Origin of the sequence: Bacillus sp. JJ664 (assembly GCF_036962205.1) — a bacterium.
GTDB lineage: Bacteria > Bacillota > Bacilli > Bacillales > Bacillaceae_G > Gottfriedia.
On the sequence record NZ_JBALMS010000035.1, the window covers coordinates 87021 to 101830 of the forward strand.

At 34.7% G+C, this 14810-nt stretch carries 10 protein-coding genes; 1 reads left to right on the plus strand and 9 read right to left on the minus strand.

Going from position 1 to position 14810, the window contains the following annotated elements:
* Nucleotides 1–81 precede the first annotated feature (81 nt).
* From hpf to V7056_RS05880, 8 genes are all read right to left on the minus strand, one after another.
* Nucleotides 82–624, minus strand: coding sequence for a ribosome hibernation-promoting factor, HPF/YfiA family (gene hpf, locus V7056_RS05845; protein WP_088001103.1), 543 nt, complete (start codon nt 622–624; stop codon nt 82–84).
* A gap of 322 nt (nt 625–946) precedes the next feature.
* Nucleotides 947–1144 carry a cold-shock protein CspD gene (gene cspD, locus V7056_RS05850; protein WP_088001105.1) on the minus strand — a complete coding sequence of 66 codons (198 nt, stop codon included), beginning with the start codon at nt 1142–1144 and terminating at the stop codon, nt 947–949.
* A 210-nt stretch (nt 1145–1354) separates the two neighbouring features.
* Nucleotides 1355–3175, minus strand: coding sequence for a potassium transporter KimA (gene kimA / locus V7056_RS05855; protein ID WP_499700147.1), 1821 nt, complete (start codon nt 3173–3175; stop codon nt 1355–1357).
* A gap of 200 nt (nt 3176–3375) precedes the next feature.
* The gene (fliT, locus tag V7056_RS05860) at nt 3376–3726 is read right to left on the minus strand and encodes a flagellar protein FliT (protein WP_499700149.1); all 351 of its coding nucleotides are present in this window, start codon (nt 3724–3726) and stop codon (nt 3376–3378) included.
* Nucleotides 3726–4127, minus strand: a complete 402-nt coding sequence (gene fliS, locus V7056_RS05865; RefSeq protein WP_499700151.1) for a flagellar export chaperone FliS — start codon at nt 4125–4127, stop codon at nt 3726–3728. The genes fliT and fliS overlap by 1 nt, the downstream gene beginning before the upstream one ends.
* 24 nt (nt 4128–4151) lie before the next feature.
* Nucleotides 4152–5693, minus strand: coding sequence for a flagellar hook-associated protein 2 (locus V7056_RS05870; RefSeq protein ID WP_499700153.1), 1542 nt, complete (start codon nt 5691–5693; stop codon nt 4152–4154).
* Nucleotides 5694–5704: 11 nt separating this feature from the next.
* Nucleotides 5705–6067 carry a flagellar protein FlaG gene (flaG, locus tag V7056_RS05875; protein ID WP_499700155.1) on the minus strand — a complete coding sequence of 121 codons (363 nt, stop codon included), beginning with the start codon at nt 6065–6067 and terminating at the stop codon, nt 5705–5707.
* A 225-nt stretch (nt 6068–6292) separates the two neighbouring features.
* Nucleotides 6293–7951 (minus strand): flagellin N-terminal helical domain-containing protein, encoded by a 1659-nt coding sequence (locus tag V7056_RS05880; RefSeq protein WP_499700157.1) that lies wholly within the window; start codon nt 7949–7951, stop codon nt 6293–6295.
* A 378-nt stretch (nt 7952–8329) separates the two neighbouring features.
* On the opposite strand from V7056_RS05880, the gene nagE reads away from it, so the two are divergent.
* Nucleotides 8330–9688 carry an N-acetylglucosamine-specific PTS transporter subunit IIBC gene (nagE, locus tag V7056_RS05885; protein WP_499700158.1) on the plus strand — a complete coding sequence of 453 codons (1359 nt, stop codon included), beginning with the start codon at nt 8330–8332 and terminating at the stop codon, nt 9686–9688.
* 71 nt (nt 9689–9759) lie between these two features.
* On the opposite strand, the gene V7056_RS05890 is transcribed toward nagE, so the two are convergent.
* Nucleotides 9760–14757 (minus strand): beta strand repeat-containing protein, encoded by a 4998-nt coding sequence (locus tag V7056_RS05890; RefSeq protein ID WP_499700160.1) that lies wholly within the window; start codon nt 14755–14757, stop codon nt 9760–9762.
* Nucleotides 14758–14810 lie beyond the last annotated feature (53 nt).

Genomic DNA, 14810 nt, shown 5'->3' on the forward strand with positions numbered 1-14810 from the left:
AAAAATAAACAATAAACAAATCTAAACAAAAAAGGACTAAGCAAGAAAAATCTGCTTAGTCCTGTTCACTCTATTATTCTATTATTTTGCTTCAATCAATCCATAACGACCATCTTTTCTTGAATACACGATGTTCGTTTTATTCGTTTCACCATTTAAGAATACGAAGAAGTTATGGCCTAACATGTTCATTTGTAGAACTGCTTCCTCTGCATCCATTGGTTTTAAATCAAATTGCTTCGTACGAACCAATTCAATTTCGTGTTCTTGATCCTCAACTGCAACTGCAGCTTCAGAAGATGTCGCAAACATATATTTTAGAGATCCTTTTTCACGAAGTTTGCGGTTTACTTTTGTTTTATGTTTTCTAATTTGACGATCCAGCTTATCAATAACTAGATCAACAGCTGCATAAAGATCAGCATGTTCTTCTTCTGCACGTAATAACATATACGTACCTGGAATAGTGACTTCAATTCTTTGCTTGTCGTGGAATACCTTTGCGTTTACTCGAGCTGTTAGATCCTCATTAAAATGACGATCAAAACGTGATAATTTCTTTTCTACGTATTCACGAATTGCTGGAGTAATTTCAATATTTTCGCCTCGGATGTTTAGCATCATATGGGTTTCCTCCTTCATCAAGCTCCAAAAATGAAAGCTGTCTATACTTATATTCTACACTAGTTTGATATATTCCTTCAAAGAATATTTGTCCAATATCAGAACTTTTTTATCTTTACAAGAGATTATATTTAAAGATTTCGTTAAAGATTCACTGTATTTTTTTCCAAGTAGCAAATATAGAAGAAACTTTTCCAAACCGTCCAATAACACCTAGGGACTAGGCTCAGAAAACAAGTTTAAAACAAACAAAGGCTTACTCAATTGAGCAAGCCTTTGTGTTCCGAATCTATATAAGCAAATATTTACTTATTAACGGATATTAGATTTTAGTTACGTTAGCAGCTTGAGGTCCACGGTTACCTTCAACGATTTCGAAGCTAACTGCTTGGCCTTCTTCTAAAGATTTGTAACCATCAGCATTGATCGCTGAGAAATGCACGAATACATCGTCTCCATCTTCGCGCTCGATAAATCCAAAACCTTTTTCTGCGTTAAACCATTTTACTTTACCTTGCATTCAAATCCATTCCCTTCAGTCGAAAACTTGTGAATCTTCTCCACAATTCAACTATACATCAAAAAAGTGGGGCAAGTCAAAAATGTCTTGTCGCCTTTTTTTCCGACAATTCGACAAATTCCAAATTCAAGATAAAAGGGTTAAAGGAATGGGTTGGACACAGTAAAATCCAACCTTACATTTCCCTTAACCCCTTATTTGACAAGCATTTTACACCTTAAATCGATAAGGTACTGTCGTTACTATTACGCTTCGTTTATGCAGTAAATATGCACGAAGTAATAAACTAGATTGATTATGCAAAACATTATGCCAGTTTTTCTTAGTAATAAATTGTGGAATTAAAACAGTAATTTCAAATCCATTTTCATGTGCTTTTGTTTCCATTTGATCAATTACTTTTAATAATGGTCTAGTAATTTCTCGATATTCAGAATGAACAACAATTAGCTTTACATTTGGATTCCAAGCTTCCCATTTATCTCTCATTTGTTGTTCACTTTCTTTATCAAATGAAATATAAACTGCGTAAACCTCATCTGCTATACCTTGTGCATACTGCATCGTACGCTCTACAACTTTTGTAATACCAGCTACTGGTACAATCATGATATTCCCTTTTATTTTTTCAGGTATATCATTATTTAATCTAAGCTGATCTCCCACTGCCTCATAATGACTTCTAATTCTCAAGAATAGATACACGATGATTGGTAAGAAAATAAGAATTGACCAAACTTGACTGAATTTAGTTGTTAAGAAAATAATTGAAACTAATGCAGAAATTAATGCACCAATTAAATTTGTGATTAATTTAGGGAACCAATTTGCCGGTTTTTCTCTTAACCATTTAATAACCATACCTGTTTGAGAAAGTGTAAATGGTATAAATACACCGACTGCATATAATGGAATCAATTGCTCTGTTTTCCCTTGGAAAGCAATGATTAAAAGAATTGATGCAACACCAAGTGTGATAATTCCATTTGAATAACCTAAACGATCTCCACGAAGTAAATACATTCTCGGCATAAACTTATCACTTGCTAAGTTGTAAGCAAGTAATGGGAAAGCCGAAAAGCCTGTATTTGCTGCTAATACAAGAATTAACGCTGTTGTTCCTTGAATGAAGTAGTAAATAATATTACGACCAAAAATTTCTGATCCTAGTTGAGACATTACAGTTTCTTCCGCATTAGGCGTGATGCTATACCAATACGCTAGGAACATAATTCCTGAAAAAAGAACCGCTAGTATTAGACCCATCATCGTTAATGTTTTTGCTGCATTACGTTCAGATGGTTCTTTAAAGTTAGGTATCGCATTCGAAATTGCTTCAACCCCTGTTAAAGCTGAACAACCTGACGAAAATGCTTTTAATAGTAAAAATAATGCAATCCCACCAGGAATAGGTCCACTTGATGCATGAGTTACTTGTGGTCCATGACCAGTTATTACATTAAAGAGTCCTACAACTATGATAATGACAAGTGCAACCACGAATAAATACACTGGATACGCTAAAATAGATGCCGATTCAGTCAATCCACGTAAATTTAGAATCGTAATAAAAATAACAAGTAAAACTGATATAAACACTGTATGACTATGCAAGATTGGAATTGCTGACGTAATCGCATCCGTTCCTGCTGACACACTAACTGCTACAGTCAAAATATAATCGACAAGTAATGAACCACCAGCAACTAAACCTGGAATGACACCGAGATTTTGCTTAGATACAACATAAGCTCCACCTCCATGTGGATAGCTATAAATAATCTGGCGATAAGACAAAATTAAAGCTAACAATAAAATAAGTACGCCAATACCGATTGGAATTGAATACCAATATGCAACAGCACCAACAGTTGCTAGCACAATTAATATTTGCTCCGGTCCATAAGCAACAGAAGACAATGCATCTGACGATAAAATTGCCAATGCCTTCGTGTTAGATAGCTTTTGCTCCCCTAACTCTGTTGTCTTAAGTGGCTTACCGATTAAGTATCGTTTTAAGATCGATAACATAAGTACACCTCTACATAATAAGTATGAAACTAAACCATTTGAGTTTATCACATAAATGGCAAAAATTGTGTTAAATTCATGAAAATAATACCAATATTTATTACACTTTACGTAAATTAATTACTATTAAGATACCTCTATTCTTAAATAAAATACTACAAAACAAAAAAGTATCCTGTTCCCACAGGATACTTTGATTTTTATTCCTTTTTATCAAAAAAAGCTGAAAGATTATTTAATGATTTATATGGATTGATATATTGATTATGAGCTTTCTTTTGGTCTTTTAACCCATTAATATCTTTTTTTATATCAAACAAGATTGAATTTAAAGAATGATTAATTTGATCATTCAACTGAACAATCTTTCTCATTAACATTTCTTCATTCTCATCTTTAGGAGGCTGCACACTTGGCAGCAACTTATCCCTCTCATCTAACAAAGAAAAGATTTGCTCAATTACCTCATCACGATTTTCCTGAGACGGAACCTTTGATGTTAGTTCTGCAAGCTGTGTAGTAACCGAAAAAAGTGTTTGATTTACATCCATTATGCTTGTCCACCTGTGGTGAACGTTTTTTGACGATTCACTTGGATCGCTTCTTTCCATGTATCACGAAGCTCTGTAACGAAACCAGCTACTTCATCTAGGATTGCTATATCATTCTTTAAGTTAGCATCAATTAGTTGACTATTTAAATAATCGTATAGTGGCATTAAATTCTTTGAAACATCTTGATGCATGTCTAAAGTAACCATGAATTCTTGAATGATCTTCTGTGCTTTTATAATATTAGTATTTTTAGCTTCGATATTTTTATCTAAAATTGCTTGTTTACCTAATGTAATAAACTTTAAACAACCATTATACAGCATAAGTGTCAACTCACCTGGTGATGCTGTATTCACTGAATTCTGTTGATATTGTTCATAAGGATTTTTCAATGCCATAAGTAGTCCACCTCAATATCTTTATTAACCAAACGTTGATGCAAAGTAAGCTGATTGTTGATTTGAACGCTCAATTGCACTCTCCATCGCACTAAATTGACGATAGTATCGATCTTCTATACTAGAAAGTCGATCTTCAAACTTACTTATTCTAGATTCTAAATCAGTTAAACTTTTTCCAAGTGTATATTGTGATGCAACATAGAATGACTTACCTGCTTTTTTCGCTACAGTATCAATTGCATTTTTTAACGAATCTTTTAATCTTGTAGCTAATCCTTGCTCGCTTGTTGTCGCTCCAGTTGCCGTAAATAATTTCGAAATACCGTCTGGATCATTAGCAATTGCTTCTTTTAATTTTGTTTCATTAATTTCTAATTTACCTTTATCTAAGTAATTTGCACTTGTTGTGATGCCAATGTCACTCAATACTTTAAATGCTGAAGTTAATCCAGTAACAGGCGATGATAACTGTGAACGAATTTTATCTAAAACTCCAGTAAGAATACTGTCACTTTTAATTAATCCGCTTTGTGCTTTTTCATCCCATTTTTTTGCCTGGTCCTCAGTCATCGCTTCACGCTGCTCATCTGTTAGAGGTTGATAATCTCTATACCTTTTCTCAGAAACTTTATCATTTACTTTTTTGATGACATCGTTATATTTATCAACAAATGACTTAATCGAATCAAAGATTTTTGTTGTATCAGTAGAAGTTGAAATTGTAATTGGTGAAGCAGTGGTTTGCTTCAAAGAATAAGTTACATCTCCAACTGTAAATGTATTTGAAGAACGAGTCATTGCTAATCCATTTAATTTAAATGAAGCATCTTGTCCATCATTTCCAACTAAATATTGATTAATATCAGGAGTACCAGGATCACTATCATGATCTACCCCAGGATGAGTAAATCCTAATTTATTTAATAAACCAGCTGAGTCTGACACGATTTCAATTTGAGCACCTTTACCAGTATTTTTGTTTGTTAATACTGTACTACCTGTTCCTTGATCGTAAAATCCACTAACCCCTAATTTTGTAGATGCATTCATTTTCGCTAATACTTGATCAAGCGTTTCAGTATTTGCATCAAAATATATTGTTTCTTCAGTCGCTGTTGTTTCACCTGGTTTTGTTACTTTAAATTTGATGGTCTGTGCACCAGTAACACCTTGTGCACCTAGTGTTGTATCTTTCAATAATTTTGATGAAGAAATTGCTGGCGTCTTTGTACCCGACCATCTAGCACTCGTTGCTAAACTAGTAATACTATCGATCGTATTTACAGTGTTACCAGATGTACCATTAGACACTGCCGTTACAAATGCATCATTCGAACTAACAACTTTCTTAGCATTATAACTTGATTGTAATCCAAGTCCATTTACTAAGGAATTACGTAAATCATCTAATAGTAAATTCATATCTCTGTATTGCTGAGTTTGCCATTCCGTGATTTGTTTTTGAGCTTTTAACTTATTCAAAGGCAATCGCTCAGCATCCATCAATTTTTTAACGGTTGATTCAACATCCATACCTGAAAAGCCAGTAATACGGTTTACCATTTTTATCACCCTTAAATCTTTTTATCGAACAAAATTCCTATAAAATCTTCCATTGCTGCGTACATATCTAACATCTTCTTAGATGGGATTTCTTTGATTACTTCACTTGTTGCACTATCAACAAGCACTGCGTAATAATTGTGTGTTTTTTCATGTAATTTAAACTGAACGGACGTGTAAGTTGGTTTTAAAAAGTCGTTCATTTGATTAATCGCTTGTTCCAAGTCTTCTTTAGAAACTGGGTGATCCTCACTTTTAATAACTGGTGTATCCATTAATACAAAATCATTTACTTCATTTATTTCTTGGCCATGTTGCTGTGCAGGGATGTTTGATACGTTCTTAGCCAAAGTCGATGTTGAAATTGAATTCATCATGACTTCCTCCCCTTTTAATTACTTCACTATTCTTTATATCGGAAGTAATACAAAAATTTGTAGAGGATAAAAATGCTAGATTATTCAAATATATAATAAATTGGATTCAAAACAAGAGAAGAAAGTAGTGGCGAAAATTGTAGAAAAATATTAGTTTGTACCTATTAATATATAAAATAAAAGACCTAGCACGAATGCCAGGTCTTTCATCAATTCTTCAAATTAACGTAATAATTGAAGAACACCTTGTGGTTGTTGGTTAGCTTGAGCTAACATTGCTTGAGCAGCTTGAGAAAGAATTGAGTTCTTAGTTTGAGACATCATTTCTTTCGCCATGTCAACGTCACGGATACGAGACTCAGCAGCTGTTAAGTTTTCAGAAGAAGTACCTAAGTTATTGATTGTGTGCTCTAAACGGTTTTGGATTGCCCCAAGTTTAGCACGCTCAGAAGATACTGATTTGATAGCTTTATCAAGAGATTCTAAACCAGCTTGTGCACCAGCTGAAGTAGAAACATCTAATCCAGAAATAGCTAATGCAGAAGTTCTCATATCGCTAATTCCGAAAGAAATAGTTTGTCCTTTATTAGCACCGATTTGGAATGTCATTCCGCCTCCACCTGCACTGTCAGTTTGAGCTTCTGTAATTCCAAGGCTCTTAGCAGTAGTTGTACCTTCGTTATCTGTAAACTTAACTGCTCCACTTTCACTACCAATTACTAGTCTACCATCTTTTGAAGCAGTAACTTTGATTTCTTCAATGAAACCTTTGTCACCAGAAGCTAAACCTGGGTTTAAAGCATTGTAGTTGTCAACAGCAGTTTTGATTGCTGCTTGTAATGAAGCTGCTACAGTATCCATATCATCAGTAGCTGCAGCTGCAACACCTGTAATTTCTAAATCGATACCGTTAATTTGCATGTTAAATTTATCACCAGCAACAACAGCTGAACTATTATACATGTTAGTACCTGTGTTTGCTGCAGCAGATTTAAGACCAGCTGCATCAGACATAGCAAGTGCACCTACAGATGTAGCCGCTCCTGCAGTCGCTAAAGTAACTTTTGAGTCTGTACCTTCAGTACCACTTTGTAAAACTAATTTACCACCAGTTAGATAACCTGAGATATGTTGAACAGTCGCACCTGCAGGATTGCTTGAGTTATAAGTGTCGATTGCTTCATTCATTTTAGATACTAATAGATCTTTAACTGCATTTTGTTGTGCAGCACCTGAAGTTGCAGATATACTTTTAATTTGATCTTTTTCAGCTTGAGTTAATAATGTATCCCAATTTACATCAACTGAATGTCCATCGATGTTAAATGTATCTTTTTCAAAAGTTGTTGTTGAAAGGTTTTGTGCTAAATTATTAGCAGATGTCATTTTACCAGCATCTAATTTACCAACTACAGCACTAGTTGTAACATTTGAACCTGTTACAGCACCTGCAGCTGATTTTAAGTTACCATTTAATAATTTTTGAGTATTGAACTCAGTAGTGTTACCGATACGATCGATTTCGTCTTTTAATTGTTTAACTTCGTCTTGAATCGCTTTACGGTCATCATTAGTGTTTGTTCCGTTAGCTGATTGGTCAGAAAGTTCACGCATACGTTGTAGGATGTCGTGAGTTTCGTTTAATGCACCCTCAGCAGTTTGGATTAATGAGATACCATCTTGAGCGTTGCTTTTCGCTTGGTCAAGACCACGAACCTGAGCACGCATTTTTTCAGAGATAGCAAGACCAGCAGCATCGTCACCAGCACGGTTGATACGAAGACCTGAAGATAATTTCTCCATTGATTTACCTTGTGCGTTAGATGCACTTGTTAATTGACGGTGTGTGTTTAAAGCAGCAATATTGTGATTAATACGCATTTTAATTTCCTCCTTGATTTTCGTTGTCCACTTCCATGTGAACATTCTTTTTTTATGGGAACGTATTTGAAAATCTCGAGCTTTTCATTTATGTTCCTTACACAAATTATATCGACGGATTTTTTATTTCCTTTAGACATTTATAAAAAGAGATTTTTCGACAAATTATTTTTAGTACTTTTTTACTGTTTGCATCTTACATAAAACCTTTCTACGCCAACGTTTTTCGTAATTCAGTCGATTTTGGAAACAAAAAAATAGGTGTTTTTACCTTATTTTTGTCCTCTTTTTGTACTAACTCCCTTTCTATCTCATAGACATGTTATGAAGCATAAAATATTTCGCTTCTACTATATCTATTAAAAAGGGGGAATTGCATTGTTAAAGTTCCTGCAGCGTATTGGAAAAGCATTAATGCTTCCGATTGCAGTACTTCCAGCAGCTGGTTTGTTACTCAGATTTGGTCAAGGTGATCTACTCGACATTCCTTTTATGGCAGCCGCGGGTAATGCAATATTTGCTAATCTAGCACTTTTGTTTGCAATTGGTGTTGCCGTTGGGTTAGCAAAAGATCAAAATGGTGCAGCTGGTTTATCCGGAGCAATTGGGTATTTTATTTTAGTTGAAGGTGCAAAAGTAATTGATAAGGATATTAATATGAGTGTTCTCGGAGGTATTTTATCCGGGGTGATTGCTGGACTTTTATATAATCGATATAAAGATGTTAGACTACCAGACTTTTTAGGATTTTTTAGTGGTCGAAGGTTCGTTCCAATTGTTACTGCTGCTGTTATGTTTGTCCTTGCAGGGTTGTTTGGATATATTTGGCCACCAATACAAGATGCGTTAAATACGTTCGGAAATAATATGATTGATTTAGGTGCAGTTGGTGCTGGATTATTTGGATTTTTTAATAGATTACTAATTCCATTTGGCTTACATCATGTTTTAAATAATATTTTTTGGTTCGTCTTCGGAGACTTTAATGGGGTAACTGGTGACTTGAACCGTTTCTTTGCAAATGATCCGAGTGCAGGGATTTATATGGCGGGATTTTTCCCTATTATGATGTTCGGTTTACCTGCGGCTGCATTAGCTATTGCAACAACGGCTAAAAAAGAAAATCGTAAAGTCGTATTGGGAGCAATGATTAGTTTAGCATTTACGTCATTCTTAACTGGTATTACTGAGCCAATCGAGTTCTCCTTTATGTTTTTATCACCTGTGTTATATCTCATTCATGCTTTACTTACTGGAAGCTCTCTTTATATCGCAAATCTGTTAGACATCCATGATGGTTTCACTTTCTCAGCTGGGGCGATTGATTATCTTCTAAATTATGGTATCGCTACTAAACCACTACTTCTTTTACTTCAAGGTTTAGTCTATGGTGTCATTTATTACTTTGTATTCGTCTTTTTCATTAAAAAGTTTAATTTAAAAACACCTGGACGTGAGGATGATGATTCATCAGTTGAAGAATTCTCAAACAACAAAAATACTGGTAGTGCGGAAAGCTATGTAAATGCTTTAGGCGGTGCCGATAATATTATTTCCGTTGATAATTGCGCGACAAGATTACGATTAGAGCTTGTTGATACAAGTAAGGTTGACGAAGTAGAAGTTAAAAAAGCTGGAGCAATCGGGGTCCTAAAACTCGGTTCATCTAGTTTACAGGTCATTATTGGTACAAACGTTGAATTTGTGGCGGAAGAGATAAAGGATTATTTAAGATAATTAAATATAAAAACGGTAATGTCAGATGGATCGTATCTGCATTACCGTTTTTTGTTTTATTATATAGAATTCTATTCAGCTACATAAGATTTACTCGTACGTATACTCTCGTGTTTCCCTATTTTCTTATTAGAAACTTGAATACTTCCAGCTGCTGTACTTAATTGTGGAACTGTAATTGTAATCGCTGTTTGACCAGCATCAACAGTCCCTGTACCTAATACAGTCGTACCAGTAGAATTATAAATCGTTATAAAATCTCCTTCAACTAACCCTGTTACAACAATTGTATCATCTGTTCCTACCTTATTATTTGTAACAGAAATAGCCGTTGGTGATAATTGTTGAGTTGTCGGCTCTACTAAGAAAGCTTTATTCATTCTTGAACTCTCTAGTTTATTTACATTCGTTATAGTTACATAAATTGTTCCTGCAGCAGATCCAATTTGAGGAATTGAAATTGAAACAGCCGTATTCCCTGAAGCTACTGTCCCAGTTCCAATTAAATTGCCACCTGTTGCTGCATCATACACATTTATGATATCTCCTGCTGCTAAATTCGTTACTGATACTGTATCGTCTGTACCGACATAGTTATTCAAGACTGTAATATAACTTGTTGAAATAATTGCCGTCGTTTCTGATGTAAATGTTTGAGCTGTTCTTGAGCTTTCTAACTTTCCATCTTTTTTAACAGTGACATAGACACTTCCTGTACCTGTGCCCAATTGCGGAATCATAATAGTCTTTGAAGTTTCTCCAGTTTCAACAACTGCACTTCCTAAAACTGTTCCACCTGTTGCTGCACTATAAACAGTAACAGTATCTCCTTGAACTAATCCAGAAACGACTACTGTATCATCAAACCCTGCTTTATTATTTGTGACAACAATCGATGCTGCTGCAGGAGCTGTTGTTGTTGGCTCACTTGCATAAGTCTTTGCTAATCTTGCACTTTCTAATTTATTTACATTCGTGATGCTGATATATGTTGTACCCGCAGCTGAACTTAATTGAGGTAGAGAAAGTGTAATTGTCGTTTTTCCGTTATCAACTGTTCCAGTTCCAATTATATTTCCACCAGTTGTTGCATTATAAATTGTAATAATATCTCCTGCTGATAGTCCACTAACAGTTACTGTATCATCAGTTCCTACATAATTATTTACGATCGTAACATTACTAGTTGAAAGTGTAGGAGATGTTTCTGATGTATATGATTTGGCAGTTCGTGTACTTTCTAATTTTCCACCTTGCTTAATTGTAACGTAAACACTTCCAGTCCCTGCGCCAAGCTGAGCGATATTAAAAGTTTTTATCGTTTCGCCAGCTCCAACAGTTGAACTGCCTAACACAGTGCTTCCTGTTGCTGCACTATAAATTGTGACAAGGTCACCTTCTACTAGACCTGCAACCACTACTGTATCATCAATTCCCACTTTATTATTTGTTACTGTGATCGAAGACGCAATCGGTGCAACAGTTGTTGGTTCACTTGAATATGCCTTAGCTAGTCGGGCACTTTCAAGTTTATTTACTTTTGTTACACTTACATAAGTTGTACCAGCAGCTGATCCTAATTGAGGAACTGATAGTTTAATTGAAGTACTTCCAACACCTACGGTTCCTTCTACAACTAAATTACCACCTGTTGTCGCATCATAAACTTTAACTAAATCTCCTTCTACTAATCCATTTACAGTTATAGAGTCATCTGTTCCGATATAGTTATTTACAACAGTTACATTACTTGACGAAAGGGTTGATGATGTTTCAGATGTATATGTTTGTGCTGTTCGCGCACTCTCTAATTTCCCATCTTTCTTGATTGTAGCGTACACATTTCCAGAACCTGTACCAAGCTGAGTGATATTAAATGTTTTTGTCGTTTCGCCAGCTCCAACAGTTGAACTACCTAAGACAGTGCCCCCTGTTGCTGCACTATAGACAGTTACTACATCACCTTCTACTAATCCAGTAATCACAACTATATCATCGATTCCTACTTTATTATTTACTACTGAAATTGACGATGCTGTAGGCGCAGTAGTTGTTGGCTCTGTTAAATATGCCTTTGATAGTCTTGCACTTTCTAATTTATTATATTTAATCACACTGATATATACTGTTCCTGAAGTAGATCCTAATTGAGGAATTGATAATGTTAATGAAGTATTCCCCGCACCTACTTTTCCACTTGATATGACATTCCCGTTTGTTAATGTATCATAAACCGTAATGATGTCCCCTTCTACTAATCCAGTAATTGTGATTGTATCATCAGTTCCTACATAGTTATTCACTACGGTAACATTACTAGCTGATAGAGTTGGTGATGTTTCAGATGTATATGTTTGTGCTGTTCGCGCACTTTCTAATTTCCCATCTTTCTTGATTGTAACGTATACATTTCCAGCTCCAGAACCTAGCTGTGGAATCACAAATGTTTTTGATGTTTCTAATACTTCTACAGTTGCAGTTCCAAGAACTACGCCTCCTGTTGATGCATTGTAAACAGTCACTATATCCCCTTCTACTAATCCAGAGATTTTAACTGTATCATCAATTCCTGCTTTATTATTTGTAACTGCAATTGATGAAGTTAAAGGAGCTGTTGTAGTTGGCTCTGTTGTATAGGTTTTTGACTGTCTAGTACTTTCTAATTTATTTACCTTCGTCACACTAACATAAATCGTTCCAGCCATTGAACTTAATTGAGGAACTGAAATTGTAATGGTTGTATTCCCAGCACCTACTGTATCAGTTCCAACTAAATTTCCTCCTGTAGATGCTGTGTAAATACTAATTACATCACCTTCTGATAGTCCGTTTACTGTTACCGTATCGTCAGTACCGACGTAATTATTTACTACTGTAATATTACTTGAAATTAAAATAGGTGATGTTTCTGATTCAAAGCCTTTTGCAGTACGAGAACTTTCTAATTTCCCTTCACTTTTTTTGGTGAAATATAAAGTACCACCTGCTGCACCAAGTTGTGGGATAGATAAGTTTAGAGTCGTTTCTCCATTTTCAACTGTGCCACTTCCAATAATTGCCCCACCGGTTAATGCGTTATAAATTGTTATGACATCATTTTCCTGTAAGCCTGTTACAATAACTTTATCATCTATCCCTAATTTATTATTTATAATTGTAATTGCTGACGCGACTGGTGCAGTTGTAGTAGGTTCGCTTGAATACCCCTTCGCCACTCTAGCACTCTCTAATTTATTTACTTTCGTGACACTTACATATACTGTGCCACTTGTTGAACCTAATTGAGGAATATCAATTACAAGTAAATTATTCCCTGAAGCTACAACTCCTGAACCAATTTGATTACCGCCTGTAGCCGCATTATATAGATTAATAGTATCTCCTTCTAATAATCCATTTATAGTGACTGTATCATTAGTTCCTTCGTAATTATTAGTAACAGTGATATTACTTGGCGATAAAGTAGGTGATGTTTCACTTAAATACGACTGGGTTATTCTAGCACTCTCGTTTGTTCCTGGTTTTTGAATAGAAACATAGATATTTCCTGATACAGCACCTAATTGAGAAATTACAATTTTAGTATCAGTCTGACCTGTAGAAACAACTGTTTCACCTAAAAGAGTTCCTCCTGTTTGGGCATTGTAAACTTTTACAATATCGTCTTCTACTAATCCTAAAACAGTAATGACATCATCAATACCAGCTTTATTATTTACTATGCTTATATTACTAGCTATAGGAGATGCAGCCGAAACATTAGGAATTACCCATTCACCGACACCCGCGCTATTTTTTGTTCGCAATTTATAACTATGTGGCCCTTTAGAAGATAAAGAGTATGTATATGAAAGATTAGTTGTACTTACTACCGTATCATCAATGGAAATGTCATAACCTGTTGCACCAGTTGAAGCTGACCATGTAAGTTTAATGTTATTATTTGATTCAATTGCAGTTACATTAGTAGGCAATTTAGGTAAAGTATACCAATCCTTTAAAGTAGTCCATTCACTTTGAGTATGATCGTTGATAGCTCTTACTTGATAAGAATGTTTAATTCCTGAACCTAGACCGCTAATTGTATAATTTGTTACAGATGAAGAAGTTTGATAAACCAAGTTATCCATCTTTATTTCATATTTATCAGCAGAATTTACTGCATCCCAATTAAGAGTAATTGAATCAGGGGTTGATTGCTCAACAATATTTGTTGGTGTATCTAATAATGTTGTTCCTGTTAAGCTATTACTCCATCCACTCACACTATTTTCATTTATTGCTCTAACTCTATAAGTATGTTGTGAAAATGAAGATAAATTCCCATCAGTATAATTTGATGTAAAACTAGTCTCTATTCTTTGACCATCAATTTCAATCTCATAACTAGTTGCATACGGTACTGAATTCCAATTTAATTCTATAGAATTGCTTTTAGCATTAAAGTCTTGGAGTACCGGAACTTCAGATATAACTGGTAGAGCAGGGTTTTTGATTGTTGTTTCTTGAACAAAAGACGAGTTTTCAATATTATTACAATAATAAAAGTTAAGTTCCGAATCAAAATCTTCAACCTCACCGGTTTCAGCATTTATAATGATGTATCTGTCCGGATCAGTCGAATCAAGATATCTTGGTGTCCTTTTACCAAGGCAATCGTAAAACGTGCTGTCATAGTAAGCACCTGATTGATATTGAGAAAAATGATACATATACAATGGATTTATTAACTTGATTCTAAATGCCTTTATTTGTCCAGTATAATTTGATGTATATTTTCCATATGTAATATCCGTTAAATCTAATTGGGAACTATTTAAACTTACACTTTGATCTCTCGAGGTATAGCCTCCCGATACAGTGAAGTAATATTCCCTTTTCCACTCCGTAGCAACTTTATTACCATTTACATAAAGATTATTTCCTGAGTCTTTAGTCAGTACACTAGTTGAATCATTATTACTTACTAACACCGCGACTTCAGATGCAAATACTTGCTTAATACTATTTAAATCTAAAATATTTAAAAATAGTAAAGTAATAAGTACAATACTTAAAATCCTTTTCATAAATTAACTTCTCCCTATTTATTTTTTGGAAAAATATACCACAATATATATCG